27 protein-coding genes and 2 pseudogenes are annotated in these 26,640 nt (G+C 65.8%); 13 read left to right on the top strand and 16 right to left on the bottom strand.

Going from position 1 to position 26,640, the window contains the following annotated elements; all coding sequences use genetic code 11:
- Positions 1–57 precede the first annotated feature (57 nt).
- Positions 58–621 carry a type 1 glutamine amidotransferase domain-containing protein gene (locus U1708_RS13945; protein WP_332746450.1) on the top strand — a complete coding sequence of 188 codons (564 nt, stop codon included), beginning with the start codon at positions 58–60 and terminating at the stop codon, positions 619–621.
- A gap of 183 nt (positions 622–804) precedes the next feature.
- Here the strand turns inward: U1708_RS13945 and U1708_RS13940 are convergent, their stop codons facing one another.
- The 3 genes and pseudogenes from U1708_RS13940 to U1708_RS13930 form a co-directional block, all read right to left on the bottom strand.
- The gene (locus tag U1708_RS13940; protein ID WP_332746449.1) at positions 805–1,755 is read right to left on the bottom strand and encodes an acyltransferase family protein; all 951 of its coding nucleotides are present in this window, start codon (positions 1,753–1,755) and stop codon (positions 805–807) included.
- Positions 1,752–3,089, bottom strand: a pseudogene (locus tag U1708_RS13935) (putative O-glycosylation ligase, exosortase A system-associated). Before U1708_RS13935 ends, U1708_RS13940 begins: the two are co-directional and overlap by 4 nt.
- The gene (locus tag U1708_RS13930; RefSeq protein WP_332746448.1) at positions 3,082–3,237 is read right to left on the bottom strand and encodes a hypothetical protein; all 156 of its coding nucleotides are present in this window, start codon (positions 3,235–3,237) and stop codon (positions 3,082–3,084) included. The pseudogene U1708_RS13935 and the gene U1708_RS13930 overlap by 8 nt, the downstream one beginning before the upstream one ends.
- 85 nt (positions 3,238–3,322) lie before the next feature.
- Between U1708_RS13930 and U1708_RS13925 the strand changes: the two are divergent.
- The 3 genes and pseudogenes from U1708_RS13925 to U1708_RS13915 all read left to right on the top strand — a co-directional run bounded on the left by U1708_RS13925 (position 3,323) and on the right by U1708_RS13915 (position 6,769).
- A pseudogene (locus U1708_RS13925) lies at positions 3,323–4,119 on the top strand (glycosyltransferase).
- Between the two features lie 35 nt (positions 4,120–4,154).
- Positions 4,155–4,916, top strand: coding sequence for a hypothetical protein (locus U1708_RS13920; RefSeq protein ID WP_332746447.1), 762 nt, complete (start codon positions 4,155–4,157; stop codon positions 4,914–4,916).
- Positions 4,917–5,200: 284 nt separating this feature from the next.
- Positions 5,201–6,769, top strand: coding sequence for a spinster family MFS transporter (locus tag U1708_RS13915; RefSeq protein WP_332746446.1), 1,569 nt, complete (start codon positions 5,201–5,203; stop codon positions 6,767–6,769).
- Between the two features lie 330 nt (positions 6,770–7,099).
- Here the strand turns inward: U1708_RS13915 and U1708_RS13910 are convergent, their stop codons facing one another.
- Both U1708_RS13910 and thpR read right to left on the bottom strand, forming a co-directional pair.
- Positions 7,100–7,636: a superoxide dismutase family protein gene (locus tag U1708_RS13910; protein WP_332746445.1), complete on the bottom strand. Its 537-nt coding sequence runs from the start codon at positions 7,634–7,636 to the stop codon at positions 7,100–7,102.
- Positions 7,637–7,681: 45 nt separating this feature from the next.
- Positions 7,682–8,239 carry an RNA 2',3'-cyclic phosphodiesterase gene (thpR, locus tag U1708_RS13905; protein WP_332746444.1) on the bottom strand — a complete coding sequence of 186 codons (558 nt, stop codon included), beginning with the start codon at positions 8,237–8,239 and terminating at the stop codon, positions 7,682–7,684.
- 121 nt (positions 8,240–8,360) lie between these two features.
- Between thpR and U1708_RS13900 the strand changes: the two genes are divergently transcribed.
- The 5 genes from U1708_RS13900 (at position 8,361) to U1708_RS13880 (ending at position 11,624) form a co-directional block, all read left to right on the top strand.
- Positions 8,361–9,110: a Bax inhibitor-1/YccA family protein gene (locus U1708_RS13900; protein ID WP_332746443.1), complete on the top strand. Its 750-nt coding sequence runs from the start codon at positions 8,361–8,363 to the stop codon at positions 9,108–9,110.
- Positions 9,111–9,198: 88 nt separating this feature from the next.
- Positions 9,199–9,978, top strand: a complete 780-nt coding sequence (locus U1708_RS13895; protein WP_307083733.1) for a transglutaminase-like domain-containing protein — start codon at positions 9,199–9,201, stop codon at positions 9,976–9,978.
- 174 nt (positions 9,979–10,152) lie between these two features.
- Entirely contained in the window at positions 10,153–10,278 is a 126-nt protein-coding gene (locus U1708_RS13890; protein WP_332746442.1) for a hypothetical protein, read from the top strand.
- Between the two features lie 258 nt (positions 10,279–10,536).
- On the top strand, positions 10,537–10,836 hold the full coding sequence (locus tag U1708_RS13885; RefSeq protein ID WP_307083737.1) for a hypothetical protein: 300 nt from the start codon (positions 10,537–10,539) through the stop codon (positions 10,834–10,836).
- Between the two features lie 233 nt (positions 10,837–11,069).
- Positions 11,070–11,624 carry a hypothetical protein gene (locus U1708_RS13880; RefSeq protein WP_307083739.1) on the top strand — a complete coding sequence of 185 codons (555 nt, stop codon included), beginning with the start codon at positions 11,070–11,072 and terminating at the stop codon, positions 11,622–11,624.
- 238 nt (positions 11,625–11,862) lie between these two features.
- Here the strand turns inward: U1708_RS13880 and U1708_RS13875 are convergent, their stop codons facing one another.
- The 8 genes from U1708_RS13875 to U1708_RS13840 form a co-directional block, all read right to left on the bottom strand.
- On the bottom strand, positions 11,863–12,591 hold the full coding sequence (locus U1708_RS13875) for an extensin-like domain-containing protein (protein WP_332746441.1): 729 nt from the start codon (positions 12,589–12,591) through the stop codon (positions 11,863–11,865).
- Positions 12,591–13,358 (bottom strand): NUDIX hydrolase, encoded by a 768-nt coding sequence (locus U1708_RS13870; protein WP_332746440.1) that lies wholly within the window; start codon positions 13,356–13,358, stop codon positions 12,591–12,593. The genes U1708_RS13875 and U1708_RS13870 overlap by 1 nt, the downstream gene beginning before the upstream one ends.
- Before the next feature lie 42 nt (positions 13,359–13,400).
- A complete protein-coding gene (locus U1708_RS13865; protein WP_332746439.1) occupies positions 13,401–14,375 on the bottom strand; it encodes an FAD:protein FMN transferase in 975 nt (324 codons plus the stop codon).
- Positions 14,376–14,385: 10 nt separating this feature from the next.
- The gene (locus tag U1708_RS13860) at positions 14,386–15,225 is read right to left on the bottom strand and encodes a DUF4198 domain-containing protein (protein WP_332746438.1); all 840 of its coding nucleotides are present in this window, start codon (positions 15,223–15,225) and stop codon (positions 14,386–14,388) included.
- A 10-nt stretch (positions 15,226–15,235) separates the two neighbouring features.
- Positions 15,236–15,730: a DUF2271 domain-containing protein gene (locus U1708_RS13855; protein WP_332746437.1), complete on the bottom strand. Its 495-nt coding sequence runs from the start codon at positions 15,728–15,730 to the stop codon at positions 15,236–15,238.
- Positions 15,731–15,741: 11 nt separating this feature from the next.
- Positions 15,742–16,398 (bottom strand): PepSY-associated TM helix domain-containing protein, encoded by a 657-nt coding sequence (locus U1708_RS13850; RefSeq protein ID WP_332746436.1) that lies wholly within the window; start codon positions 16,396–16,398, stop codon positions 15,742–15,744.
- Between the two features lie 162 nt (positions 16,399–16,560).
- Entirely contained in the window at positions 16,561–16,845 is a 285-nt protein-coding gene (locus U1708_RS13845) for a hypothetical protein (protein ID WP_332746435.1), read from the bottom strand.
- Positions 16,846–17,227: 382 nt separating this feature from the next.
- Positions 17,228–17,386, bottom strand: a complete 159-nt coding sequence (locus U1708_RS13840; RefSeq protein WP_332746434.1) for a hypothetical protein — start codon at positions 17,384–17,386, stop codon at positions 17,228–17,230.
- 131 nt (positions 17,387–17,517) lie between these two features.
- Here U1708_RS13840 and U1708_RS13835 point away from each other — a divergent pair, with 131 nt between their 5' ends.
- Entirely contained in the window at positions 17,518–17,967 is a 450-nt protein-coding gene (locus U1708_RS13835) for a hypothetical protein (protein ID WP_332746433.1), read from the top strand.
- On the top strand, positions 17,964–18,713 hold the full coding sequence (locus U1708_RS13830) for a TorF family putative porin (RefSeq protein WP_332746432.1): 750 nt from the start codon (positions 17,964–17,966) through the stop codon (positions 18,711–18,713). Before U1708_RS13835 ends, U1708_RS13830 begins: the two co-directional genes overlap by 4 nt.
- 52 nt (positions 18,714–18,765) lie before the next feature.
- Here U1708_RS13830 and U1708_RS13825 read toward each other — a convergent pair whose 3' ends face one another.
- The 3 genes from U1708_RS13825 to U1708_RS13815 are packed head-to-tail and all read right to left on the bottom strand — an operon-like array spanning position 18,766 to position 22,216.
- Positions 18,766–20,028: a DUF3526 domain-containing protein gene (locus U1708_RS13825; protein WP_332746431.1), complete on the bottom strand. Its 1,263-nt coding sequence runs from the start codon at positions 20,026–20,028 to the stop codon at positions 18,766–18,768.
- The gene (locus tag U1708_RS13820; RefSeq protein ID WP_332746430.1) at positions 20,025–21,464 is read right to left on the bottom strand and encodes an ABC transporter permease; all 1,440 of its coding nucleotides are present in this window, start codon (positions 21,462–21,464) and stop codon (positions 20,025–20,027) included. Before U1708_RS13820 ends, U1708_RS13825 begins: the two co-directional genes overlap by 4 nt.
- Entirely contained in the window at positions 21,461–22,216 is a 756-nt protein-coding gene (locus U1708_RS13815) for an ABC transporter ATP-binding protein (protein WP_332746429.1), read from the bottom strand. The genes U1708_RS13820 and U1708_RS13815 overlap by 4 nt, the downstream gene beginning before the upstream one ends.
- A 127-nt stretch (positions 22,217–22,343) precedes the next feature.
- On the opposite strand from U1708_RS13815, the gene U1708_RS13810 reads away from it, so the two are divergent.
- Positions 22,344–24,494 carry a TonB-dependent siderophore receptor gene (locus tag U1708_RS13810; protein WP_332746428.1) on the top strand — a complete coding sequence of 717 codons (2,151 nt, stop codon included), beginning with the start codon at positions 22,344–22,346 and terminating at the stop codon, positions 24,492–24,494.
- 12 nt (positions 24,495–24,506) lie between these two features.
- A complete protein-coding gene (locus tag U1708_RS13805) occupies positions 24,507–26,291 on the top strand; it encodes a M14 family metallopeptidase (RefSeq protein ID WP_443030052.1) in 1,785 nt (594 codons plus the stop codon).
- Positions 26,292–26,640 lie beyond the last annotated feature (349 nt).

Raw genomic sequence — 26,640 nt, 5'->3', positions numbered from 1 at the left:
GGAACGACCCGCGCGACGCGGGGTTGAGGGGGCACGGGATTTCACTGGAGACATGACATGACCGATCTTTCCCAAGCTCGCGTACTGATGCTCGCTGCCGACGGTTTCGAGACCGTCGAACTGTTCGAACCGAGGAAGGCGCTGGAGGCGGCGGGTGCGAAGGTGCAGCTTGCCTCGATCAAGATGGATCCGATCCAGGGCATGAAGGGCGACATCAACAAGGCCGAGACGGCGACGCCCGACCTCACGCTCGACGAGGTCGATACCGACGATTACGACGCGCTGATCCTGCCCGGCGGCGTCGCCAACCCCGACACGATGCGCCAGCAGGAGCGCGCGATCGAGATCATCACCGAGTTCATGGAGGACGGCAAGATCATCGCCGCGATCTGCCATGCGCCGTGGCTGCTGGCCGAGGCCGACGTGATCGATGGGCGCCGCGTGACGAGCTTCCCGTCGATCCGGACGGACCTGGAGAATGCGGGCGCGGATGTGGTGGACGAGGAGGTCGTGGTCGACGGTAATTTGATCACCAGCCGCAAGCCGGACGACATCCCCGCGTTCAACAAGGCGATCATCCAGGCGCTGGAAGAAGAACTGGCAGACGAACCGGTCGATTGATCTGTCCCCTTCCGCTTGCGGGAGGGGCTGGGGGGGGAGCGGACGCTGGCATCTATTGCCGCCCCTCCCCCAACCCCTCCCGGAAGCGGGAGGGGAGTCTGTTGAGCCAGCGTTGAGCGGGGCGTTCTATCAGGTGATAGAGGGCGATCGAGGCTAGCAGGACCAAGCCGAGGTACAGTGCGATCATGGCCGGTGACACGGCGCTCGCATAGCTGACGAAAGCGAGCTTGAACGCCTTCCACAAGATGAAATGGCTGAGATAGGCCGCGTAGCTGATCTCGCCGAGATAGTGCGGCCATTGCAGTTCGAACGGATTGCCGCGCCTGCCGGCAGTAAGCGCGAGCAGCAGGAGGATGGCAGCGAACACCGCGGGAGCGACAATCGTCTCCGGTGCGCCTGCGACCCAAACCGCGCAAGCAGCATGGCTGCCATTGCTGCGCATACTGGCGCCCAATCCAGATCTCGCCAGCGCAGCCACAGAGCGCAGACGGTGCGGCCGATCGTAAACTCAACCAGGCAGCGAAGAAGGCCATACCGTGGAATGTCGGTGCCGAGCGTCGGCGCGCTCATCACCAGATGCAACCCGAGCAACAGCGCGCCCGCAGTCGCCAGCAACGCCACGCTCGGCCAACGCCGCCAGTCTACCGCTATGACCAGCAACGGAAACAGCAGGTACGCACCCAGCTCCGCACTGATCGACCAGGCTGGGTCGTTCCATGCCAGATGCCGGGTGAAGCCCCAGTTCTGGAGCAGCAGGATGTGCAGCGGCAGTTCGGGAAACACGAATTGGGGATCGCTACGTCCGGTCGCGCGCAGCACCAGCGCGAGTACGACGGCGCCCCCAAGCGTTACAAGGTGCAGCGGCCAGATCCGGGCGATGCGCTTTTGCAGGAAGCGTGGCACGGACGCCAAGCCGCCGCTGCGGATGCGCTCGCTCCACGTCAGCCAGATGACGAAGCCCGACAGCAGGAAGAAGAAATCAACCGCGAGGTAACCCTTTGCGAAGACGTCGCGCACGCCGGTCGGCAATCCTGCGATCGACAGGCGGATGTGGTAGAACACCACGAACCACGCGGCGATCCCGCGCACGCCCGTCAACGCGCGGAGTTCATGGACCGGCGCGCGATCCGTCACGCGGAGGACGGCGCGGCACTGCGGCGCATCGGCCGGAACGACTGCTCGCTCCGCTTGCGCGCCAGATACCTATCGAGCCGATCTGCGCGCCAATCAGCATGTAGATGAACGGCTGGAACGCGATCGCGATGAATGCCGCGCCGAGCAGATAGACGATGTGCCCGCTTTGCAGCGCGGCGGCGAGCGGCCCCGCCCAGGCGTATTCGCCCTCCGGATCCCTGTAGCGGCGGCGGAGAATCTCGATGCGGACGATGCCGATCAGGTTGATCGCCAACACAGGGCGAGGCCGGGATAGCCCTGCTCGCCGAGCATCTCGAAATACGCGCTGTGATAGGCGCGGGCCTTGTCGACCTCGACCTTGGGCGCCGCAGCAACACCCGGTATGGTCTTCAAATCATAACGGATGTGGTTCCCCAGATACGCGTTGAAGCCGCCACCCAGGGGGTTAGCCTTCGCGTATTCGATCGTCCATTTCCACACCGCGAGCCGCGTCGAGGCGGACTCGTCCGCGTCATAGGTCTTGATCGTGTTCATGCGGTTGGTGAAGGTCGACGGCAGGAACGGGATCGCCGCCACTCCCAGCACGCCAAGCATCGCCAGATACGCCACCTTGCGCTTCACGTTGCGGATCGACAGCAGCGCGAGCAGGCCGATGCAGAGCAGCCCGGTCCGCGTCGACGTGCCAACCGGGATCAGCAAGCACGCGAACACCAGCGCGAGGCAATACGCCTTCACGCGCCAGTCCGGCCGGAAGATCGTGCCATGGTGCATGAACCAGATGATGATCGGGATGATCGCGATCGCCACCGCGCTGATCGTGTTGCCCTCGTACAGGCCCGAATTATTATCGACCATCAGGTTCAACTGGCCGTAGCCGCCGCCGCTGGCGATCGTCTTGATCCCGCCGACGACGATGATCGACGACGCGGCAAGTATCATGAACAGCAGCAGCGCCTCGATCCGCAACCGGGGCCGCAGCGTTAGCGGCAGGAACGCGGCGAAGATGAGCGCCTTCCACACCCAGTCCCATTTCTCCTTGGCCTCGGCGGGGAAATCGGCGGCGATCGTCGTACCCCAGCAATACAGCGTCAGCACGATGATCAGCACCTGCCGGCCGCCGACCCGCGTATCGCGCTTGTCGTCGGCGAGAATCCAGCCGCCGACCGCCAGCGCCACCGCGATCAGCGAGATCGGCACGCTGTTCAGCAGGAGGTACGTCAGCCGCTGCGGCGAGACGATGTCGATGTAGACATAACGAGCACCAGCAGGAACGGCCGCTTGAAACCCATCCCGAAGAACGCGAGCAGGAAGGCGATGAACGCGAGATCACGCACGCGGGCGAGTTTTCTTTTCGGACGTGTGCGCCTTTTGAGGCGTATCGTGCGGGCTCGGCTCGCGGTCGAGGTCGGGGCGCTTCAGCAGCAGGAACGCGGCGAGCATCATCAGCCCGTGGCTGAGGCCGAGCGCAAGATTGTCTATCATAGGTACGGCCTCCTTCCAGGTGGAATGTCTCTAGGCAATGTCGGTTGACGCGCCGTTAAGCGATTTGTGGCAGACGGCGTGCAGGATGCGTATCCTTCATGTCCTCGATCACGGCCTGCCGCTGCAAAGTGGCTACACATTCCGTACGCGGGCGATCCTCAAGGCGCAGGAGGGGCTAGGCTGGACCGTCGCGGCGGTCACCGGCCCGCGGCACGGCGTTGCGCCTGCCTCGATCGAATCGGTCGACGGCTTGACCTTCCACCGGACGGTAGCGGGCGTGAAGCCGGGGCCGGTCGGCGAGGTCGTCGGTATCGCGGCGTTCGCCAAGCGGATCGAAGCCGCGGTCGATGCCTTCAAGCCCGACATTCTCCACGCGCATTCGCCGTTGATCGCCGCGCTCGCCGCGCTGATCGAGGCGCGCAAACGGAAGCTGCCGCTGGTGTACGAGATCCGCGCGTTCTGGGAGGATGCGGCGGTCGGCAACGGGACGGGGACGGCAACCTCGATGCACTACCGTGTCAGGAGGTCGAGCGCTATTACGGGCCGGTCGACATCCTCGCCTATACGCGCAAACGCATGCGTCTGACCGACCTTGTCACGCCGCTGGAGGCGATGGCGCAGGGGCGGCTGGTCGCGGCGTCGGACGTCGGCGGGCACCGCGAACTGATCCGCGACGGCGATACCGGCACGCTGTTTCCGCCCGACGATCCACCGGCGATCGCGACCGCGTTGGCCGCAATGTTCGCGGACCGCTCGGGTTGGGACGAACAGCGTGCGCGGGGGCGTGCTTTCGTGCAGGAAGAGCGTAGCTGGTCGTCGAACATTCTGCGGTATGGACCGGTCTACCAGCGGCTGATCTCGGCCTCGACACGGGAAGATTGATGGTCGCGTTCGTTCACCGTTCCAGTCGGCAGCAAATGCTGCGCTCACTGCCGCTCTACGGCGCGGTGGCTGGTGGCCTGATCGCGGTGGTCGTCGTCCTGCTGATATCCACGGCGGCCCTGGAAGCATTGGTCTGGACCACGGGTGTCGCCGTGCTGATTCCGATGGCGGCGCCACCGCTGGGGATGACGGCGCGTGTCTTGCTGGCACTGGGAAGCGGCGTGCTGGTCGGCGCGGTGCTCTGGTCGTCGCTGTACCTGCTGTTCGGACCGGGTGGTCCGTTTGCGAAGCGTCCGCGGCGCGAGGACGGCGTTCCCGTGGTCCGCCGCGCCGATGCGCATCCCGACGCCCCGCCGCGCAAGCCGATGTCGGCCGCCGATCTGGGGACGCCGATGATGGAGGTCGGGGTCGGCGGCAGGCGCGCCGCGCGCGACGAGCGTACGATCCCGGCCGATCTCGACCAGCCGCTCGCCGCGTTCGATCCGAACGCGATCCGGCCGGTGCCGATGGAACCGGTGCGCCCAGTCACGCCGCTGGCCCAGGCGACGATACTGGCGCCGGTCATCGACGCTTCGCCGACCGCGGAGCCCGAGACGTTCGTGACGGCTCGGCTGGTGGAACCGGTCGAGCAGCGGGGCGTCGTGGCACCGGAGCCGGAGCCGGACGTGAGTGCACCGACACCGATCCCCCGTCCGCCGCGTGCTCCTGCCGAACCGAGCACGCCGGCGACGATCGAGACGCTGTTGCAGCGGCTCGAACAGGGTGCCCGACGTCGCGGGCGCATCGGGTCGCACTGAGGTAGAAGCGCACCGCTTTCCAAGGGGCGGACCCAAACTGCTCCCTCCAAGATGGGGGGGCTGGCCCCTGCTGCTCCCTTCCCTGAAAGGGAGGGGCTGGGGGTGGGTAGGCCGCTTGAGCCATTGACCAGCGAGTACGCGGAAGCCGACCCACCCCCAACCCCTCCCTTCCAGGGAGGGGGGAAGGATTGAGCTTGCTGTGGCGTACCCAATCGCCTCGAAAGCGCTGTTTCTCTCTTCGTCCCTCTGATACCCATAGCTCGAAAAGCATCGGGGGAGGGATCATGGCGAACGCCGAAACCATCATGGGCGAGCCGGAGAAAGGTGCGTCGCGCTATGCGTGGTACGTGCTGTCGATCCTGTTCCTCGTCTATGTCCTGAACTTCGTCGACCGGCAGATCATTTCGATCCTTGCGGAGGATATCAAGCGCGACCTGGGGCTCAAGGACCAGGATCTGGGCTTCCTGTACGGTACCGCGTTCGGCGTGTTCTATTCGTTGTTCGGTATCCCGCTCGGTCGGCTGGCGGACAATTGGCACCGGGTGAGGCTGATGACGATCGGGTTGTCGCTGTGGTCGGTGATGACCGCGCTGTCGGGGTTCTCCAAGACCGGCGGGCATCTCGCCGCCGCGCGGATCGGCGTCGGCATCGGCGAGGCGACCGCGAGTCCGTCCGCCTATTCGATCATCTCCGATTATTTCCCGAAGCGGCTGCGCGCGACGGCACTGTCGATCTATTCCGCGGGCCTGTATGTCGGTGGCGGCTGTTCGTTGTTCATCGGCGGGCTGATCGTGCAGGGCTGGAATCGCGCCTATCCGGGGGGCGGGCCGCTGGGGCTGGTCGGCTGGCAGGCGGCGTTCATGGCGGTCGGCCTGCCGGGGCTGCTACTCGCCGTCTGGATCGCGACGCTGAAGGAACCGATCCGCGGATTGGTCGAGGGACTGCCCGAACCGGAGAAGCATCCGGCGCCGTTCCGCGCGTTCGGTGCCGAGCTGGTGACGATCGTGCCGCCGCTGACGTTGATCGGTGCGGCGATGGGTGGCGCGCGGGCACTCGGGTACAATCTCGTCGCATTGGCGGTCGTAGTCGCGGCGGTGTCGGGGCTGGTCGCGGCGGGTGAGCCTTGGCCGCAATGGGTGGCGATCGGGATCGGCGTGTATGCGGTGTTTTCGTGGGCGTCGGCGCTGAAGCGGCGCGATCCGCCGACCTTCGCGCTGATCGTGGGCACGCCGGCGTTCCTCTGCACGGTGGTCGCCTATGGGCTGAACGCATTCCTCAGCTATGCCGCGAGCTTCTGGGCGGCGCCCTATGCGTTGCGCGAACTCGGGGCGACGCCGGCATCGGCGGGTTTCATGATCGGCAGCCTCGGCGCGACCGCGGGCTTTCTCGGCCTGACGATAGGCGGGGTGGTGTCGGATCGGTTGCGGCGCGGCAATCCGGCAGGGCGGCTGTGGGTGGTGATCTTCGGCGCTGTGGTGCCGGTGCCGTTCCTGATCCTCGCCTTCACCGCGTCGTCGCCGACCGCGTTCTACACCGGCATATTCCTCGCACAGTTGACCGCGTCGTGCGCGCTGGGCGCAGCGGCGGCGACCACGCAGGACATGGTCTTGCCGCGGATGCGGGGGACGGCGACCGCTACGTTCTTCATCGGCACGACGCTGATCGGGCTGGCGCTCGGGCCGTATATGGCGGGGCGGGTGTCGACGCTGACCGAAAGCCTGTCGATCGGCATGCTGTCGCTGCTGGTGGTGACGCCGATTACTTTGGCGTGCGCGATTGCGGCGTACCGGCTGGCGCCCGGGGCCGAGGCTACGCGGGAGGCGCGTGCGCGGGCGGCTGGGGAGGCGGTCTGAGCTTTGCTATCCTACCCCGCCCGGGGGAGGTGGCGCCGCAGGTGACGGAGGGGGAGGACACGCAACAGAGGTTTCCCTTTCCTCCCCCTCCGTCGGGCAAGGGCCAGCCACCTCCCCCTTGCGGGGGAGGATCGATCGGTTTGGCGGCGCGTGGCTTTCCGTTCGTGCTGAGCGAAGTCGAAGCACCTGCGCGCGGGGCTGACCCTTCGACTTCGCTCAGGGCGAACGGGGAGGGGACAGGTTGGTGCGCGGGACCTGTGCTTCGATACGCGCCCTCGATACGCTTCTCCGAAGCTACTTGGTCGCTACTCAGCACGAACGGGAGGGGTGTTACCCAGCCTGGAACACCCCGCAGGCGATCCGCCCGCCGCTGTTGCCGGCCGGGTCGGTCATGAGATCGTCCGGACCCGCATGCACCACGAAGGCCGAGCCGTCCGCATCCATCAGGCCCGCCATCGTCGCGCCGGGGATCGTGATGCCGATCGTGCCGCGACCATCCGTGCCGATGATCAGATTGGGCAGGTCGCCTTCATGCGGCCCCTGCGGGTTCATGCTGCCATGCTTCATCCCGGTCGGGTTCCAGTGGCCGCCCGCGGTCGTGAAGTCGGGCGCGTCGCAGCGGCCGACCATGTGGATGTGCGCGCCATGCGTGCCGGGGGGCATCGCCTTCGCGTCTAGCGTGAAGCGGAGGCCGCCCGCGACTTCGGTCGCCGTCGCGCGGCCGACTTCGGTGCCGGTCGCGGTCTGGAGCATTGCCGTCGCACGCTGGCCGCCTGCGACGGGTGCGCCGGTCTCCATTCCAGTCTTGTCGCAGGCGGTCAGCCCGATCGTCGCCGCGCCGAGCAGTGCCAGTGTCGCAATCCGCATAGTGTCTCTCCCTGTTGATCTCTTTTGCGAACCCTCCGCCGTCGCTCAGGTTCCGTCCCCGGTATCGAGCGCCCAGCGCGCGACCGGTTCGTAGGTCGCGCCGTCGCGGCCGAGGTGGCTCTGGTACAGCACGAGATGGGGCAGCGGGAAGGGCGCGCTCGACAGCGCGGCATGCGTCGCCAGCCATTCGTCGATCGCGAACCCGACGCCCGCCGACCGCGCCAGCCGTGCGACCGTGATATGCGGCAGATACGCGCGATGTTCGGGCGGAAGGCCGGCACGAATGCACGCCTGGTCGACCTTGCGGTGGAGCGCGGCGAGCGCGTCGTGCGGCGTCACGCCGGCCCACAGGGTATCGGTCCGCCCGCGCTTCTCGAACTTCCCGACTTCGCTCAGCGACACGCTTGGTGTAGGGGCGACGACCTGGCTCAGCGCGACCGCGATATCCTCGGCGACGGGCCGTTCGACCTCGCCAACGAACCTCAGCGTCACGTGGAGGTCGTCATCGTCCTGCCAGCGCGCGGACGGCACGCCCTCCATTATGTCGAGCAAGTTCTGACGGATGGCCGGCGGCGGGCGAAGGGCGACGAAAAGGCGTATCATGATTCGCGGCAGGTAACCGCGAACCGCGGCGCCGATGCAACCACTCTGCTTGAAAAACGTCCTGTAAAAGACGATATTCACCGTAACCGGCATTATGCCGGACAAAGGAGCTGATTTCACAATGGCTAATTGGTCTGACCCCCGGCCCCGTGCCGCGCCGTTCGGAACGACGGCCACGGGCCAGCGTACCGAGGCCTATGACGCTGGCCTCCGGTCGTACATGCTGTCCGTCTACAACTACATGGGCTCGGCAGTCCTGCTCACCGGCATCGTCGCGATGCTGTTCGCGATGGGTGGCAACACGTCGCCCGCCGCGCAGGTGTTCATGAACGGCGGCCCGCTGAAGTACGTCATCATGTTCTCACCGCTCGCGATCGTGTTCGGCATGAGCTTTGGCCAGAACAAGATGTCGACGGGTACGATGCAGTTGCTCTTCTGGGGCTTCGCGGTCCTGATGGGTCTGTCGATGTCGACGATCTTCTTGGTCTATAGCGGCACGTCGATCGCCGGCGCGTTCTTCGCCACTGCTGCCGGTTTCGCGGCGCTGAGCCTGTATGGCTATACCACGAAGCGCGACCTGTCGGCGTTCGGGACGTTCCTGATCATCGGCGTCGTCGGCCTGCTGGTCGCGAGCCTGATCAACATGTTCCTGCAGTCGGGCGTGATGCAGCTGGTCATCAGCGGCATCGGCGTGCTGCTGTTCGCTGGCCTCACCGCCTACGATACGCAGCGGACCAAGAGCCTGTACGCGCAGGTCGCCGGTACGGACCTGGTCGGCAAGGTCGTCATCATGTCGGCCCTGAGCCTGTACCTCGACTTCATCAACATGTTCATGTTCGTGCTGCGTCTGTTTGGTAGCAGCCGCAACTAACTCCCGCTAAGGGTGTGACGAACGCAGGGCTCGGCGGGACACCGCCGGGCCCTTTTCTTTTGGTCATTGAACAGGAATGGGACGCGCAATGCGGCTCTCGATCGACGTGCGTCTGGATTACGGGATCACGGGGGACGCCGACGTGCTCCTCCAGATCGAAGCGGCGGCGATGGCCGACCAGAAGATCGAGTCCGAGTCCCTCACTTTGTGGTCCGACAGTCCGATCCGGGCGGTGCGCGGCGAGGACGGGATCGGCCAGCGCTGCTGGTCGCGCGGGCACGGCCGCTTCACCGCCGAGTATAAGGCGATCGTCGCGGTAAAGCGCGAGCGGGTGCAGCTCGAACTCTATCCGGCGACGCCGCCGCGGATGCTCGACGGGGAGCTGACGCCGTATCTCATGCCGAGCCGCTATTGCCCGTCCGACCGCTTCGAAGGCTTCGTTGCGCGCGAGTTCGGCGGGTTGGAAGGCGGACCTTTGGCGGCGGCGCTGACCGAGTGGGTGTACCAGTCGCTCGACTATCGCTGCGGATCGAGCAGCGGCGAGACGACCGCACTCGATACGTTCGCCTCCAGGTCCGGGGTGTGCCGCGATTATTCGCATCTGCTGGTGTCGCTGGCGCGCGCAGGCGGCATCCCCGCGCGGTGCGTGTCGGCGTATGCTCCCGGCGTCGATCCCCCCGACTTCCATGCGGTTGCGGAGCTGTGGCTGGCGGGAGACTGGCGGCTGATCGACGCGACGAAGATGGCGACATGCAGCGACATCGCGCGGGTGTGTGTGGGCCGCGATGCGACGGATATCGCGTTCATGACGGTGTTTGGGCAGGCGTATCTCTGGGAGCAGACGGTGAAGGTCACGCCGTTGGATTGAGGCGCTGCTCTTCTCCCTGGAAGGGGGGGCAGGGGATGCTTCGGGTTCCGCATGCTCGCACGGTCGCGGCTAAAACCGGCCGACCCACCCCCGACCCCTCCCTTCCAGGGAGGGGGGCAGACAGGGGGACGCTCCGCCCCTTCGACGTTTGTCGCGCTGATCGACGCGACCGAGGTGGCGACATGCGGAGACATCGGTCGCGTCTGCGTCGCGCGTGACGCGACAGACATCGCGTTCATGACGGTGTTTGGGCAGGCGTATCTGTGGGAGCAAACGGTGAAGGTCACACCGCTGGATTGAGGCCTGCTCCCCTCCCTGGAAGGGAGGGGCAGGGGGTGGGTCGGGTTCCGCGTGCTCGCACGGTCGTGGCTAAAGCCGGCCGACCCACCCCCAACCCCTCCCTTCCAGGGAGGGGGGCAGGAAAAGAGCGGATGGTGAGCGTCACGTCGATCGATATGGTTCCCGAACCCTCTTCCCCCCATCCAGGCAGGGTCAAACAGGGGAACGCTCCGCCCCTTCGACCGTTGGTCTTCGCCAAGATTAAATAGGGACGTCGCAATGACCGACATAGACAAGAGCGCGCTGGATAGCCTTTCGGTGGCGCCCGACGACAAGGATGCGGAGGGCAAGAGCTCGGGTCGCGATCCGCGACAGGAAGCGGGGCAGGACAAGTCGATCGCCAAGCGCCTGCAGAAGAACCCCGACAGCGCGGACGCGCGTCTCGACAACGGGCTCGACGAGTCGATGGACGGCAGCGATCCGCTTTCCGCGACGCAGCCGGGTTCAAATCGTGAGCCGGCGAAGTCGTCCGGTTACGACGAGGACGCCGAGCGCGCGCTGCGCGAAAAGCAGGCGTAATTCTCGCCTCTGCTTAACGAATGAGCGTCGGTCGGCAACAACCGGCGCTTTTTTGTTGCCCAAACGCCTCGCAAGACGATCAAATCGCTTAGTTTCGTTCGGTTCGTCGCAGCCTTGTTGCAGCGCAACAGCTTTCATGGTCGCTTGGTGTTACGGAAAGATGACGCGCAACGGGTCGTTGTAACCATCCGAGCGCCTAGTCTGCCGGTCCTTGACGAGAGCGGGGTGACGACATGGCTTCCAGAATGAAACCGGCACAGGGATCGATGACCCTCGCCGAAATGAAGGAATTCGCGGCTTTTCCGAGTTCGACGCAGCGGTACATCCGCCGGTCGCTCGACGTCGGCCTCGACCGCGAGGACGCGATGCAGCGCTGGTCCCGCGACGTGGTCGAGGCGGCGAGCATCCGGGCGCAGGCGCGGCTCTATAACAACCTCCCCGATCTGCGCGCGATGGTGCCGGACGACAGCGGGCTGAGCGCGATCGAGCCGTTCCTCGCGCCCCTTATGACGTTGGTGGCGTTCGACCTGGGCCAGGGGCGCCTGACGAGTTTCTCGGCTCTGCGCTTCCTGTACGAACGGTTGCTCGGGGCGGAAGTCCGCCCGTGGCTACCGTCGGCGTTCTGCGCGGCGGCGGCACTCCCGCATCTACACCCCGAACTGCGGCGGAAACTGCTCCAGTCGATCAGCGAAGCTGCGGCGACCGCGTCGGGCTGGTCGAACCGCCAGCCGGCGTTCTTCCCGTATTGGGTGGAGAAGGTGGATTCGGGGACGACGCTGGCGAGCTGAGTCCGGGCTTTAGCTAACCCTCGTCCGCAAGGAGGGGCGAACGTCCACTCCTCGGGCATAAGTTTTGGGAGTCGAAACAGCCTATCCTCACCACCCCGGCGAAGGCCGGGGCCCAACTGGGGAAGGCTTATGACGGGGGTAGCGCGTCGTTACCGCAACCTCACCAATTGGCCCCGGCCTTCGCCGGGGTGGTAGCGTAAGGGTGGCGAGCGGATACTCGATTACGCAGACACCCCAATCAACGGCAAGCCCGCCACCCCATCGACCCACGGTTCGCCTGATCCAGATGCAGGTGATCGGCGTGTGCCGCATTATAATCGGGAGACAAGGTCGTCGCGAACACCGTGCACGCGCCGTCACGCACCTCGCGGAGGAACGCCGCTTTGGCGTCGCCACCCTTCCAATCACGAACCACCGTAATGCGCGTACCGTCGGTCAGGCGGAAGCCGGCGATATCGACCGCGTCGGCGGTGGAGTGTTCGCTCCAGTTTCCTGCGTCCCGCCCGTAGATCCGCCGGCAACTATAGCTGCCGAAATGATCGATACTCGCAACACGCGCGCCGAAATGCTTGACCGCGGCGGGCTGGACCACGTTCCATTCCCACATCGACAGTGCCGCTGCGACGGGGCAGGCGATGCCCAGCCCGGCAGGCGCAAAGGTGATCTTCCGCGCGCCACCGGTCAGCCGCACGCCGTCGGCATAGCCGCATTGCCCCTCGCCTTTGCGTGGCGGCAACACCGTGTAGCGGACGCCAGCGCGGTCGAGCAGCGCGCGGCATTGCGGGAAATCCTCGGTCAGCGCGGTGAGTTTGCGTCCCGTGAACATGCCGATAGGCTGGCCGAGATCGAGCGGCGTCCAGGGCAAATCCTGCGGTCGTCCGCGCGCCATCGACCAGAGCATCAGCGCGATCGTCGCGACGATCGCCAGTCCCACCAGCCAGCCGAGGGTCAGCCGCACCGCCCGCATCAGCCGCGTACCGCGTCTGACATCGGCTCCGACGTGACCGGATAGCCGAGATCGTCGGGGATGCAGAGATGCTCGATCCCGCCGCGCGTTTCACTCCACGGCGTCACGGTCCGCACCGGATGCGCGCGCGCGTCCGCGACCGCCGCATCGAAATCGGCGAACCTTGCCAACCGCTCGAGGTTGCGCCGTGTCGGAAAGATGATCGTCGCGCGGCCCGCATCCGCCTCCGCCAGCACCTGTGCCGCCGTCGCCCAGAACAGTCGGACGTTCTCGGTAGCATCGACCCGGGCTGCGGGCGCGTCCGCTGGCAGTTGCGCGAGATAGAACCGCGTGTCGAAAATCCGCGCGTGCGCGTGCGCCGGACGCCAGCGTGCGAAATACTCCAACGCGTCGAGGTTGAGGTGCGTATCGGCTGCGGCCAGCGCTTCTCCGAACGCCGAACCGGCGTGAAGCGCAGCGCGCAGACGCTCGAATGCGGGGGGCGAAGGCATTGGCGACAGGCCGATGGGAAGGCCCGCCTCCTCGATCGTCTCGCGGATTGCGGCGATGCGCGCCGCTGTTTCGTCGTCGGATGAACCGAGCAACGCCGCCAGCGCATGATCGCCCGGATCGACCCGACCGCCGGGAAACACGAGAGCCCCGCCCGCGAACGCCATCGCCTTGGCGCGCTCGACCATCAGCAGTTCCGGCGGGCCGCCGTCCGTATCGCGAAAGATCACGAGCGTCGCGGCGGGTATCGCCGGGGTCAGGGGAAGCGCGTCGTCCATAGCTCGGGGTAACGCGTGACGTGGCGATCGGGTAGCGCCGTTCTAGTCGACCAGCATCGCCGTGAGTGCGGGGGAGAGATATTCGCGCGCGTCCCCGTCGATCAGCGTGACGATCCGTGCAGCGATTCGGTGGTCCCGAGCCAGCGCCAAGCCCTCTACCGGCCCCAGCACGGTAAGCGCAGTCGCCCAGGCGTCGGCGTCCAGCGCACTCTGCTGGACCACGCTGGCGGAGACGACCTGCGTTTCGATCGGCCAACCGGTGCGCGGGTCGAGCGTATGCGCGCCGCGGCGATAATCGCCCGACGTCGCGACCGCCAGGCCATGCAGCGCGATGCGGAGCGGCGGTAGCGCCAGGCCGGGTGGGCTTTCGAGGTCGACCCACCAGGGGTCGCCGTCCGGCCTGATCCCGCGTCCGACGAACTCGCCGCCGATCTCGACCAGCGCATTGGCGATACCGGCATCGCGCAACAGGTCCGCGACCGCGTCGACCGCATGGCCCTTGGCGATCCCCGACAGGTCGAGTGCGACGCCGCCGGGCTGGCGAAGATGCGCGCCGACGGGGGCGAACGTCAGCCGAGACCAGCCCGATTTGGCGCGCGCGGCTTGGATATCCGACGCATCGGGCGGTGAGGCCACGGCGATCGGCCCAAACCCCCACGCATCGACCAACCTCCCGATCGCCGGATCGAACGCGCCCCGCGTCGTCCGTGCGATCGCGAGACCGCGCGCCATGACATGCGCGAAGTCCGGCGGGAGCGTGGTCCAGGTTCCGCTCGCCGACCGGTTGAAGCGCGAGAGCAGCGAGTCCGGTGCCCAGTGGCTCATTTCCGCGACAAGGCCCGCGAGCCGCCCCACGATGACGGTGCGGACGGGCGACGGATCGGTTCCGACGGGGGCGGCGAAGCTCGCGCGCCACGTTGTCCCCATCGTTTCGCCCCGAAGATCGAACACCGCCGCCGCCGGATCGCGCGCTGCGAACGCCGCGGCATCGATCGCGGGCGGCAACGCGATCCTCAAGTGTCGTATCTCACGGCGTCAGCACTTCGAGCGTCGTGACGTAGCTCATCCGCCGCTCCGTCGCGCGCGGGGTGGTCGCCTTCGCGTCGGTCAGCGCGGCGTTCAGCCAGTACATCCCCGCGGCCGGCCAATCGACGCTTAGTACGCCGTCCGCACCCGTCGTCAGCTCGCGCGCACCCTCGTCGTTGCGATAGCGCTTGCCGCCCGGGATCACCGTGACTTTCAGGCCGGCGGCGGGCTTGCCGTCGACCAGGAAGCGGAACTTCGCGGTCTCGCCCGCGACCAGTTCGTCGGGGTGGGTGATCGGTGCGAACTCTAGGCCCTTGCCGGTCGTCTTGAACACCGTCGTGGTCGGTGCCCCTGCTGTCACGAAGATCTCGTTGCGGCCCGACACCTCGGTGACCTTCACGTCGGTTGCGTTGGCGGGAATGTCGGCGACCGTCAGCGGGGCGGGGGCGTTCGGCTGGGGCGGACCGCGACGACCGCCTAGGCGCTTCTCGACACCATCGACCTTGAAGCTGCCCATGACCGCGGACATCTGCGTGCCGATCTTCCACGTGCCGGGCTTGTCGAGCTTCACGTCGAACACTGAGCGATAACGCCCGGTCGCGCCGTTCTGGAGCGCTCCTTCGCTGCCGTCGGGCTGCCACACCTTCATGACGTCGAGGCGGAGCGGCTGGTGATCGAAGAAGAACAGGTCGTTCGAGACCGCCGCGTCGACCGTCACCCAGCCGTCGGTGCCCGAGAACACGGTGGCGGACGGCAGCATCCACATGCGGTGCGCCGACAGCGCGGCAGGGATCGACAACAGCGCGGCGGCGGCCATCAGGCGTGCAACTAAAGGCTTCATGATGCGATCCTTAGCGAGCGGAAATGGCGACGGCGCCGAGTTCGGTCTTGCCCGAGGCACGGCCCCCGGCGGCAAGCGGTATGGAGACGAGTTCGCGCCCGCCGGTCTCGCGTGCAGCCTCGACGTTGAGGACATATTGGCCGGGCTTGAGGTCGGCGGGCAGGGGGATGGTGTACTGGCCCGGCGTCCGCGTCGCGCCGCTGACGCCGTTGGCCGGCATCGTCAGGCTGCGGCCGCCCTTGCGCCACCACGCGCGCAGGTCGGCCAGCCACTTGGTGCCGGGATCGTTGCCGCGCTTCTTCAGGTCGTACCACACCGCCAGCGTCCGCGGCGTACCGCCACCGACCGGCTCCAGCCACACCGCGACATAGGGGCGATGATATTCGGCGACGTCGAGCCGCGGGATCGTGATCGTCACCGCACCGGGCGGCGCTGCTACGGCCGGCGACACCAGGGCGGGCGCGGTGATCGCCCCGCCGAGCAACAGGAACGCGGTAGGACGCATGGCGAAACCCCTCAATGAACGAACAGGATGGCGAGCAGAACGGGCAGCGCGAGCCCCGCGGCGACGATCGGCCAGGTCGACGGCCGGTGCCGCGCATGAAGCTGCAGCAACAGCAGCCCGGTCAGCGTGAACAGGATGCACGCGCCCGCGAAGACGTCGATGAACCAGAACCACGCGGCGCCCGCGTTGCGCCCCTTGTGCAGGTCGTTCAGATACGAGATCCAGCCGCGATCGGTCGTTTCCGCGGTGATCGCCCCGGTCGCGCGCGCGATGCTCACCCAACCGTCGCCGCCCGGCCGGGGCAGCGCGACATAGGCGTCGCTATCAGACCATTCGACCGGCTTGCCCGCGGGATCGAGCCCGACCGCGGCCATGACCGCCTTGGCGACGGGAACGGGAAGCGGCGCGTCGGCACTATGCGGTGCGCTCAGCATGTGGAGCAGCGGCTGCGGCAATGTCCCGCTCTTCTCCACGACGACCGGTTTCGCACCGATCGACGCGGCATGGTTGAGCGTGATCCCAGTGATCGCGAACAACAGCATCGCAGTCAGCGACAGCGCCGCACTAATCCAGTGCCAGCTGTGCAATTGCTTCAGCCACCACCCCCGCCACTTGCGTTTGCGCTTGGTGTTGGTCTCAGGCGACACGGAAGTTTGGGACGAGTTCACGCCCAACCGCCTATCGGCTCGCGACAGGCAGATCAAGGCTAATGAGAATAGTTAGCAAAAAAGACGGCGGTCCCGGTAGGCCATGACCGTCAGGCAGGCTGGGCGCAACCACCCCCAGAGCTCGCCATCGGTATCACGTCGGCGAGACTGCCGCCCTTCCGGTTAGGTGCCCGAGCTCCATATGCAATATAAGAGCACCGGAACCCCGACTACCAATATCAGCAACAGAAGATTGAGTTCCATCAACACACTCAACCACTTCGGGCTGGTCTTGCTCTCCATCTCGGCATCGGCCTTCGAATAGTCCTCGACTATATCCAGCTCGAAATCGTTCGAGAAGAAATGCTTCGGCTTTGCCCTGAGGAAAGGAGGGGGCGGTAGGGTTTTGCCTTGCTGTTCGGAGTCGTCCGAAGACGGGGCGTCGGATTTTAAGCTATGGTTTGCCACGATGCGGTTTCCGCTTACTCGAGATCATGGGCGCGCAGAACGCGTCCCAAAGGTCAGATCGAATAATGCCCGAACTCGAACGGCCGTGGCCGCGAGCTCGGGCTAATCCCGTGCGGCGAGTTGGCCGGCGTGGTCGCGAAAACGCTTATGTGTCGCAGGAGCGTACATGCGAATAACATCGGGCTCCCGCGACCTAATGTCAACGCACGCGAAATTTGATCGCAACCATATTGACGTCGACCGGCGAAACCCTAGTTTGGGGGAGCGGGCCGGGCCCCTCTGGCGGTCGTCTCAGGACGACCGTGATGTCGGACCGCATCGGGTTATCTCGATGCTTAGGCCTGGCCTGTTTGCCTGCTGTCATCGCGACCGATCCGATCGTTCAATCGTTGGTTGGAGAGCGGCTTTGCTTATATTTTCCTACAAACTGACCCAGTTGCACGCGCGGCTGGACGAGCAGATTCGCGCCGAGATAAAGCGGCGCATCCCCAATAGCTTGCGCCTGTATCGGCTGAATCGTCTGCGCCTTGACGTGAAGCATCGACTGCGCGCCCGCGCCTTACGGCTGCAATTGAACTGAACCGGCGCGCCGCAGCGTCGTTGTAGAATCATCGTCCGCAAGGATCAGCTTTACCGATCAGAATGGATCGGAATGGCAACAGGAGAACGAATATGGCCTATTTTCTAACCGCCGGTCTGGTGCTTGCCGCCACCGGTGCTGCCCTCGGCATGACCGTGGATCACCAGAACGAGGTGGATCATCGCAGCGGTCCGGTCGCCGTCAAATATCGCGGCGACGTCGTCATCACGCACAAACAGGTGGGCGCGGTCGCCCCCGGCGGAAGAGCGTCGTCGCTGCGCTGCGACTGGGCGGCGAGCATGTCGGTCGCACGCCACGCGGTCGCGGCGTCGGGTACCAGGCTGGTGCGCAGCATCGACAGCGAACCCGTGGTCTCGGGCACCCGGCCTGGCTGGTGCGTCGCCAGCCATGGCGCCATCAAGAAGGAAGTCGCCGCAAAGGCCGCGGACATGCAGCAGCATCTGCTGATGCTGGCGCAGGAAGACGAGCAGATGCTGCGCGTCGAGCTCGACCGGATCCACAGTCCGCAGCGCGCTGGATGATCCGCCGCGTTCAATTGGCGGGCGTGCTCGGCGCCGTGAGCTGCGGCCTGATCACGCCCGCGTTTGCGCAGGATGCCGGGTCGGTAACCTTGGAGGTGATGCGCGAGGAGGAACGCCGCGGGCTGAGCTGGAGTGAGGGACGTGCCGCGCTGGGAGGCGATCTGCGGGTATCGCACGGCCGGCTCGATGCATCGGCGCGCGCGGTGACGCTTCGGAACAGCGTGCGACATGGGGGCGCCGATGCGGTCGTCGACCTGTCGGTGGGAACCGGCTGGGATCTGGGTGCGGTGCGGATACGCACCGACGCCACCGGCCACGCATTCGCGGGCGCGCAAGGACGCATGAACTATGTCGAGGCCGGCGTATCGGCAAGTTACGCCTATGGTCCGCTTTACGCCACGGTCGGCGTGATCGGTGCCCCGTCGCAGCGCGCGATCGGCGGCAGCAACGTGCATGTCTATGCGAACGCCAATGCCGGTATTCCCGGTACGCCGTTCACAATACTCACCGAACTCGGCCATTCGTCCGGCAGCGTCAGCGACCCCGTCCGGGCGGAGCGTCTTCGTCCGGGCGGCAGTTACACCAACTGGCGGCTCGGCCTCGAACATCGCCGCGACCGCCTGACGATCGGCGTCGATTATGTCGGGACCGACATTTCCCGTACCGGTACCGCCACCGTCGACAGGTTTGCCGATCGGCGCAACGCCGGCGACAGGATCATAGGGCGCGTCCAGGTTTCGTTCTGACTCGCGCCCACTATCGACCGGCAGTTGCCCGACAACTGCCGGTAGATCGTCGTCAGCCGCGTGGGGCCTGTTGAAAGCGGGGTGCGGCGTCGAAATCGGCCCTCCCGAACGGACGATCGTGAAAGAGATAGCCGTAATAGAAGGTGCGCAGCCGCTGATGGAATGCGCGAATACGGTCCTGATAGACGAACTGCGCGGTGAGGTCGGTCCGGGCAAGCCGGGTCAGCAACGCCTGCACCCCGACCGAGGGCAGGACCCAGCCCAGCGCACGGCCCGCCGCGTCTCTCGATTCCAGCCCGGACCGGTAGGCGTGCACGCGATCACGGACGCTTTCGTCGCCGTTCTGATGGAAGGCGAGATACCATTTGTAATGGAACGCAGGACCCAGCGGAGCCGAATCCGCCCATTCGGGATGACGCGCATAGAAGCGCCGCATCGTATCCTCGCGGGGAATGTCCCATGCATGGTTCACCGCCTCCCGCTGCGCCAGTGCGATCTCCGCACCCTGATCGACGGGGATCGCGGCGTTGATCGCGACGTTCGCCAGCGTCGGCGCGATCAGCACGAGCACCAGCCACGTCGCCACCAGCGTCGCGGCGTTCGTTACCGAACTCCACCGCAGCCGGCCGATCAGCGTGGCGAGCCCGACCCAGAACAGCAGATAGCCGAGCGTCAGGACCACCACGACCGCGATCGCACCGATCGCCACGCCTTCGATCGTCGCTGCGATCGTGAACGGAACGCCCAGTACCGCCCACAGCACCAGCAGGCGAAGCAATGTCCGCCGACGCCACAAGGCCTTTCCGCCGCTCGGCAGCGCGTCCAGCATCCGGTGCCGGCCCGCTTCGCGCTCCCCCGAAACGAGATCGTGGAACAGCGCGATCACGAACAGCGGCGCCAGGAACACCAGCACGAACGCGAAGTCGAACCGCCCGGGCAGCGCGAGCTCGGGATTGAAGGTGTCGCCGTCATAGATCTGCGCCTCCAGTCCCAGCGCACGAACCCGCAGGATGAAGGGCGACACGTCGCGCATCCCGAGCGCGGCGAAGGCGAGCGGCGCGGGGGAGTCCCATGTCGGATGGAAGCTGTAATAGGCGGCGCTTCCGGCGTCCTTGGTATGATCGACATAGTCGGCGATCGCGCCGATGTCCTCGGCCTGCGCGGCCGGGATCGCGGCGATGGCGGCACGCTGACGCGTCACCTCGACGATGCCCGCGACGAGTGCCGTACTGGTCAGCAGCGCAAGGAGTATCAGCGCGATCACGGTCAGGCGCTGGCGGGTCAACAGCCGAAGTTCGTGCAGGAAGAGGGTCATCGGCGTGCTCCCAATCGGCGGGTGGCAAACCCAAGCAGGACGAGGGCGGCCACCAACCAGCCGGCCAGGATCGCCAGGCCGGGCAGGGCGGCCAGTGCCAGCGTTGCGCCGCTGGGGGCCGTGAACCGGAAGTCGGGCATGGCCTGCCAGTTGCTGCCCGACACCCGCTTGCGGCGATCGGCGCCGGCATCGACGGCGGAATCGTCGGCATAGCTGACGGCCTCTGCCTGCATCCGGTTCAGTCGCTGCACCAGCGCATAGCGATACGCCTCCGCCTGTTCGAGGAACCGGCGGTGGCCGTCGAGATCGGTCCCGGCCGCTGCCATCGACAGCGAGCGCAGTGCGATCGCCGGACTGAGCAGGCCGATCGTCTCTACGATCCCGTTCTGCCTCGCCTGCGCGACGAAACTGTCGGTGGCATAGCGATTGAACAGCGATGCGGTCATGCGTTCGCCTTCGACCGCGACGACGCCCTTGTAGTTCACCGGCAGGTCCTCGACCTTCGCGACGCCGTAGCGATCGAGCACCGATTGCTTGAACGCCGCGAAGTGGGGGTCGTCCGGATTATGGCTGTCGCCCATCTTCCGCAGGTCGCGCGCGATCGCGACATCGGTCTGCAGCCGGTTTTCGAGCGGCACGGCGGCGCTCGCCAGATCGGGGGCGACCCGCGGCAACACGATCAGCGCGACCGCCCACAGCGCCACCAACGCCAGCAATGCGTCGCGGCGGCGGTGGACCAATGCGGACACGAGCACGATCAGAACGGCCCATAAGGCGAGATACGCGGCATAGCCGAGCGCGATTACCAGCATCGGCCATGCCAGTGCACCCGGTTGCCCCGCAATCAACAGGAGGCCGATCATCGCCGGTGCGCCCGCGATCAACGCTACCGCGCCCAATGCGAGCACCTTGCCCCGCACCACCTGCCGGCGGCTCGCGCCCTGGAGCACCAGCAGGCGCAACGTGCCGCTTTCGGTTTCGCGGGCGAGCGCGCCGTACCCGAGGAAGATCAGCAGCAGCGGCGCCACCGCCTGCAAGACGAAGGCCGGCGTCAGTTGGCCGAAGCGGACCAGCAGCGAACCTTGCCGGACGTCGCCGAAATTGGCGGTGTTCTGACGATGTCCCTCCAGGAACATGCTGCTTCCGGTGAACGCGTCGACACCCGGATCGAACGCCGCGAGCGGACCCAGCGGCCGGAAGATGAAGGTGCCGTAATGCACCATCCTGTGGGGATGGCGGTCGGGCTGGGCATCGAAGGCGTGCTCGGCCGCATGGGCATGTCGGTCGCGCAGTTCGGCGGTGCGGCTCTGGTGCGCCCATGAACTCGCCACCGCCACGATCGTCAGCAGCGCGAGCAGCACGAGGGCGATCATCGCGACGCGGTTGCGGACCATCATCCGCAATTCGTCGCGCGCGATCAGGCTTGCGATCGTCATGCCGCCACCTGTTCCCCGCCGGTCTGGAACCGTGCGTGAAGTGCTCGCACGTCGAACCGCTCGGGTCCGCTCGCGATAACTTCATGCGCGACGCGGCCTGCCTCCAGGAAGGCGATGCGATCGGCGATGTCGGCGGCGGACAGCAGGTCGTGCGTCACCATCAGGACCGCGGTCCCGCGCGCGCGCACCGCGACCAGCAGCGCGTTGAAGTCCGCGGTGGCACGGGGATCGAGACCGGACGTCGGTTCGTCGAGCAGCAGCACCGGGACTTCCCGCAGCAGCGCGACCGCGATCGCCACCTTCTGTCGCATCCCTTTCGAAAAGCCGCCGAGCCGCTGGTTCCAGGCGCGTTCCTGCAACCCGGCCGCGGACAAGGCCTCGGTGATCGCGTCCGGTGTCTGTCGCTGGCCGGACAGCGCTAGCAGATAGTCGGCGTTCTCGACGGCGGAGAGATGCTCGTAGAGCGCGACGTTCTCGGGCAGGTACGCGACCCGGCGACGCGTCTCGTCCGGGTTCGTGGCGGGATCGATTCCGCAGACCCTGATGGTTCCCGACTGGGCGCGGGTGAAGCCGAGCAGTGCGGATAGCGTCGTCGACTTGCCCGCGCCGTTCCCGCCCAGCAATGCGGTGATGCTGCCTGCGGGGACGGCCAGGGACAGGCGGTTCAGTACGACGTGTTCGCCGTAAGCGAGCGTCAGCGCGTCGATCAGGATCGGATCGGTCTTTGTCATCGGTACCTCGACTATGGCCATGCGGGCCACATGCCGCATCGCAACAAATGTAACAAGATATCATTGACGATGATACATCATCACAGCATAGAGGCCGTCGATCGAGACCCGCCGAAGCGGGGCCGTCATACTGCCAAGGGGATATCCATTGCGTCCATCCATCCGCGCCGCCGCGACGGCCGGCGCCCTCCCGCTTGCCATTCTACTTCCGTCCAGCCCCGCCACCGCCCAATCGCTTCCCGAAACGCGGGTCGAACGCGAAGAGATTACCGTCACGGGAGTCCGCCAACCCTATCGCGGCAACTTCACCTTGGGGGAGATTCCTCAATCGATCGCGACGATCGACAAAGCGGTCATCGAAGAGAACGCCATCCTGCGGCTCACCGACGCGCTGGATCTCAACGCCTCCGTCGTTCGGCAGAATACGCTGGGCGGCCTGTGGGACAGCTTCGCCGTGCGCGGGTTCACGGGAGACGAGAATCTGCCGAGCGGTTATCTGGTCAACGGCTTCAACGCCGGGCGCGGCTTTAGCGGCCAGCGCGACGTGGCGGGGATCGAGCGGGTCGAGGTGCTCAAGGGGCCGGCCGCCGCGGTGCTGGGGCGGGGCGAGCCGGGCGGGTCGATCAATCTCGTCACCAAACAGGCGGAACTCGGCCGTAGCTTCGGCACGGCGTCATTGCAGTATCGCAGCTTCGATACCGTTCGTGCGGAAGGCGACGCGAACCTGGCGCTGACCGGTACCGTGACGGCGCGGTTAATCGGCTATGCCGAGTCCGGCGACACGTTCCGCGACACGGTAGAGCAGAAACGATGGGGCTTCCTGCCGTCGATCGGGGTAGGGCTGGGGGATGCCACGCGGCTGACCTATGATTTCGAATGGACCCGGGTGGAGGTGCCGTTCGACCGCGGAATCGTCGTGCTCGACGGCAACTTCGACACGGTCCCGCGTTCGCGCTTCCTCGGCGAGCCCAGCGACGGCGATACGGTCGCCCGAGCCACGGGACATCAATTGCGGCTCCAGCATGATTTCAGCGATCGGTGGAGCCTGCTCGTCGGCGCCAGTCACCGTGACACGTTGCTGACCGGCGCCTCGTCCGATGCGGAAACAGTGCGCTCGCGCCAGAAGCTCTACGTCGATGGACGATCGTTGTCGCGCCAGCGCAGAACGCGGCGCTACACCTCGGAACACAGCGTTCTTCGCGCCGAGATTTCAGGCGAGTTCGCGACGGGTGCGCTGCGCCACCGCGTCCTGGGCGGTGCGGACTTCGACCATTTCGATACCGACCAGATGTTTACGCGATATCGCGGTCCGGTGGTGACGCCCACCACGACCGAACAAGCGGGCTATGTGCTGGATATCCGGAACCCGGTTTATGGTCGGTATCCGGTTCCAGCCACGGCGCCACTCACCGACCGGCTCGACGTGCAGCGGACCGTTGGCGCCTATGTGCAGGACCAGATCAGCCTGACCGACCGGCTCCAGGTCCGCGTCGGCGGACGTTACGACGATTTCCTGCTGCGCGTGGACAACCGCCTGACGGGCGTATTGGGACGGCGCAAGCGCAGCCGCTTCAGCCCGCAGGCCGGCATAGTCTATGAACTGAGCAAGCCGCTTTCGCTCTACGCTGCGTACGGCGAAGGCTTTCGTGCCAACATCGGTGCCGATGCAAACGGCAACGTGTTCGAACCCGAGACCAGCAAGTCGGTCGAGGCCGGGGTCAAGATGACGGCGCTGGGCGGTCGGCTGACCGGTACGCTGGCCGTGTATCAGCTCCAAAAGTCCAACGTACTCGCTACCGATACGCTGAACCCCGGTTTCTCGATCGCGATCGGCAAGGCACGCAGCCGCGGCGTCGAACTCGACGTTAACGGTAGTCTGCCGGGTGGAATCGACCTGCTGCTGAGCTACGCATACACCGATGCCGAGGCGCGCTCACGCGTATTGGACCCAAATTTCTCTTTCCAGATCGAACCGGGCGATCCGCTGATCAACATTCCCGACCATAATTTCAATATTCAGGCGACGAAGCATTTCACGCTCGGCGCACTCAAGGCGCTGCTGGGTGCGGGCGTTCAGTATCTGGGGAAACGGAACGGCGAGACGGGCACCGGTTTCACGCTGCCGTCGCATACGCTGGTCCGCGCGTTCGGCCAGATCGACGTCATGAAGGACGTCGAACTGTTCGGGTCCGTTACCAACCTGTTCGACAAACACTGGTATGCGAACAGCTATTCGCCGGTCTGGGTACAGCCCGGTACGCCGCGCACCGCCACGGTCGGCCTCCGCGCCCATTTCTAATCGAGGCCCGTCATGCGTATCACCCTTATTATGCCATTCCTGGGTATGGTGCTCGCCTCGTCCCTGGCAGCGGCCCAGTCGGGACTGCCTCAGTCGGTATTGCCGCCCGCATTGCCTTGGACCGGGGCGAGCGAACGGCTGATCGCGGCGAAGGACGATTCGTGGATCACACCCGCGGAACGCGCCGATTTCGTGACCACGCCGCGCTATGACGAGACACGCGCCTGGCTCGAGCGTCTGGATGCCGCTTCCCCGCTGATCACGATCGAGACGTTCGGGCAGACCGCGCAAGGCCGCGACCTGTTGCTGGTTCGCGCCAGCAAGGGCGGCACGAAAAAGCCCGTGGTCTTAATCCAGGCGGGTATCCATGCCGGTGAGATCGACGGCAAGGATGCTGGCCTGATGCTACTCCGCGACATCGCGTTGCGGGGCAAGGATACGCTGCTCGACCATATCGATCTCATGTTCGTACCGATCTACAACATCGACGGACATGAGCGGATGAGCCGCTGGAACTTCCCGGCGCTGCGCGGACCGTTGGAGAAGGGCTATGTCGCCAACGCGCGGGGCATCAATCTGAACCGCGACTATGCAAAGGCCGACGCTCCCGAAACGCGGGCGATGATCGCGCTGCTGCGCCGGCTCGACCCGGTCCTCTATGTCGACTGTCATGTCAGCGACGGTTTCGACATGCAGTATGACGTCACCTTCACCTATGCGGGCTGGGGACGCTACGCCTATCACCGCGCAACCGCCGACTGGCTGACGAACCGTTTCGGCCCGCACGTGACCCGTGCGCTGACCCGGGCAGGGCACATCCCAACGCTCTATCCCAGTCCGATCGACACGCGCGATCCTGCCAAGGGTATCCGGCAAGCACCGGAAGGGCCGCGCTATTCCACCGGCTATGGCGACTTCATCGGCGTACCAACGGTGTTGGTTGAGAACCATATGCTGAAACCCTATCGCCAACGGGTGCTCGGCACTTATGTCCTGCTGGAGGCGGCGCTGGGGTTGGCGGCGCAGGAGCGGGACCGGATCGCCGAGGCCAAGGCGACCGACCGCGCCAGCCGCCCCACCATGATGCTGGCGCGCTGGAAACCGGCGGCTCGACCGATCGGCTGGATCGAGCAGTTCAGGGGCGTCGCGTTCGACACCTATCGTTCGCCGGCGACCGGCCGAATGGAACAGAGATGGACGGGCCAGCGGGTGACGGTGCGCATGCCGATCATCGGGCAGGAGCCGGTCGAGACGGTGACGCTGCCCAAGGCGTGGTGGGTACCGAAGGAACAGGTCGAGATACTCGATCGGCTACGGCTGCACGGCATCCGGTTCGAGACGATCGAAACGCCGCGTACGCTGGTGCTAGACCGGATCCGGTTGCGCGAAGCGACCGTTCAGCGCGCCCAGGACGGCCGGTTGCCGCTCAAGGCGTCCTTCCTGCATGAGGCGGTCTCCCAGACGCTACCTGCCGGAACGATCCGTGTGCCTTCGGACCAGCCCTTGGGCCTTCTCGCGGCAGCATTGTTCGAGCCCGAGTCGCCGGACTCGTTCCTCGCCTGGGGTTTCTTTCCGGAAATGCTGTCTGCACCGCCCGGGGCCGAGGATTTCGTCATGGCACCTTTGGCGGACGCTCTGCTGGCAACTGACGCAAAGGTGAATGCGCAATTCCAGGCTAAGGTGGCAGCCGAGCCCAGCTTTGCGGCTGACGGCGACGCGCGGCTGGACTGGCTCGCCGATCGCCTGCCCGGTCGTGAGGCGGTGTATGCCGTCTATCCGATTCAGCGTGAACTGTAGTTCAGGCGCGAGGTTCGATCACCACGGTCGTTGGACCTGGAGATCGAACGTCGTCCCGAAGCGGAGGTGGATGGTTACAAGCACCCGTAAGACGGAAGGGGAGAGAGGTATTGGACGCTTGAACGTGCCAGAGGCATCGGCCGCTTTGAAATTTCACTAATTAGACAAATTCAGCCATTGACGTCTCGAGAGCGCTCCCCTAGATACGTCGAACCGCAGCGGAGTGCCTCACTGGCCTCTACCGCGGTCGCAAAAAACTGGATGCTGCAAGCTTCTTCCTAGGGAGGGGTTATGCGAGTGTCGGTATTTTTGTCGGCTCTTTGACATTGTAGGTTAAGATGAAGGGACA

It is taken from the genome of Sphingomonas arabinosi, from assembly GCF_036663715.1.
GTDB lineage: Bacteria > Pseudomonadota > Alphaproteobacteria > Sphingomonadales > Sphingomonadaceae > Sphingomonas.
The sequence above is the reverse complement of the archived record's forward strand: the minus strand, read 5'-3'. Positions and strand labels throughout refer to the sequence as shown.